This window comes from Peptoniphilus indolicus ATCC 29427 (assembly GCF_000227315.1).
GTDB classification, from domain to species: domain Bacteria; phylum Bacillota; class Clostridia; order Tissierellales; family Peptoniphilaceae; genus Peptoniphilus; species Peptoniphilus indolicus.
In genome coordinates this window covers 1-1,341 of the sequence record NZ_JH165112.1, presented here as the reverse complement: position 1 = coordinate 1,341, position 1,341 = coordinate 1, and the positions used below count along the sequence as shown (strand labels likewise).

Sequence of the window (1,341 nt, the reverse complement as noted above, 5' to 3'; positions counted from 1 at the left end):
ATATTATAAAGCAATATAGGCCCGCCCGTTTTTTTTGTGGTTCGTTTAGGTTTAAATTTTTTATATGTTATTACTTTTTTTATTTCTTAATCTTTTATTCCGAGGGAGGGCTAAGGGCGTTGCGATTCTCCCTCACGCCCTCTCTCTAACTCCCTCAAAACGCTTTTGGTTTGTGTTGGTATTTAGGCTTTTTAGATTTTTGATATTTCATTTTATGTAATTGCCGGGTTAATCTTTATTTATTTTAGAGTCTAAAGTTGTCAAACTTGTGTGACAAGAAACCCATCCAATAATATTTTTCAAATGGCATAACTATCCTCATCAAATAATGCATATTTCTGTCAAAGGAAATCGAAGCGACCCTTGACTGGGATGAGAAAATTCAACTTGAACCTTCTTTACAAATATAATTTACAATGTCTTATTAAAGTTATCTCCATTTTTTAAAACTAAAGAATGCGATACTCCTCATAAAAATGATGCTATGTTTTATTAATAAATGTTTTTTCTATGTCCTATATCAACAAAAACTAATACAAGTTCATTGTCTCTTATATCTGCAAGAATACGATAATCTCCTATTCTATATCTCCATTGACCGCTCCTGTTTGCTGTAAGTCCTTTTCCATGAATACGAGGATTTTCACAATTTACAAGATTCTTTTCAATCCAAACTTTAATTATTTTTTGGATTTGTCTGTCCAACTTTCTAAAAGCTTTATCAAACTTATCTGTTGTAGTTATCTGGTATATCATATTTCTAAATCTTCCCAAAGTTCATTTATAGGTCTTGTTTTTAGTGTTCCTTTTGCCTTTTCTGCTTCATACTCCTCAAACACTTTAAGATCATATTCATTTTCAATATGTTCAAGCATCGTCATTCTAATTATTTCAGATAGACTTTTATTATTAAGTCTTGCATAAGATTTAATAATATTTAGCTCGTCCTCCGGAACTCTCAAACTAATTGTAGACATATCTTTGCTCCTTTCATTTCTCCTCTTGCCCTTTAATAGTTAATCTCTCCTCTACGTAATACGATCGTATTACATAGAGGAATGCTTGTCAAGATAATATTGGTTTTGTTAGGCAACCAGACTGTATAAAATAAAGAGCATTAAGTCTACATATTTTTTAGCATCAGCAGGTAAATTTATGCCCTATTAAAAACAAAGAAGGTTCAAATTGAACCTTCTCATATTGAAGACAAACCCATGGTTTTCCTAGGTTCGTTTTATCTAAGCGTGGTTTCCCACGCCTATCTTCGGGTTCTCTCCTCCTACACCCTCAAAACGCTTTTTGGGATGGTTTTTATATTTATGTTTTATGTTTTTAGTATTT

At 31.9% G+C, this 1,341-nt stretch carries 2 protein-coding genes; both read right to left on the bottom strand.

What is annotated here, in order from left to right; all coding sequences use genetic code 11:
- Positions 1-492: 492 nt before the first annotated feature.
- Positions 493-756, bottom strand: a complete 264-nt coding sequence (locus HMPREF9129_RS10180; RefSeq protein ID WP_004823529.1) for a type II toxin-antitoxin system RelE family toxin — start codon at positions 754-756, stop codon at positions 493-495.
- On the bottom strand, positions 753-977 hold the full coding sequence (relB, locus tag HMPREF9129_RS10175; protein WP_004823528.1) for a type II toxin-antitoxin system RelB family antitoxin: 225 nt from the start codon (positions 975-977) through the stop codon (positions 753-755). Before relB ends, HMPREF9129_RS10180 begins: the two co-directional genes overlap by 4 nt.
- Between the last annotated feature and the right edge of the window lie 364 nt (positions 978-1,341).

Coding starts and splice junctions, on each gene's coding strand:
- relB (WP_004823528.1), bottom strand. CDS start 977: ATGTCTACAATTAGTTTGAGAGTTCCGGAGGACGAGCTAAATATTATT.
- HMPREF9129_RS10180 (WP_004823529.1), bottom strand. CDS start 756: ATGATATACCAGATAACTACAACAGATAAGTTTGATAAAGCTTTTAGA.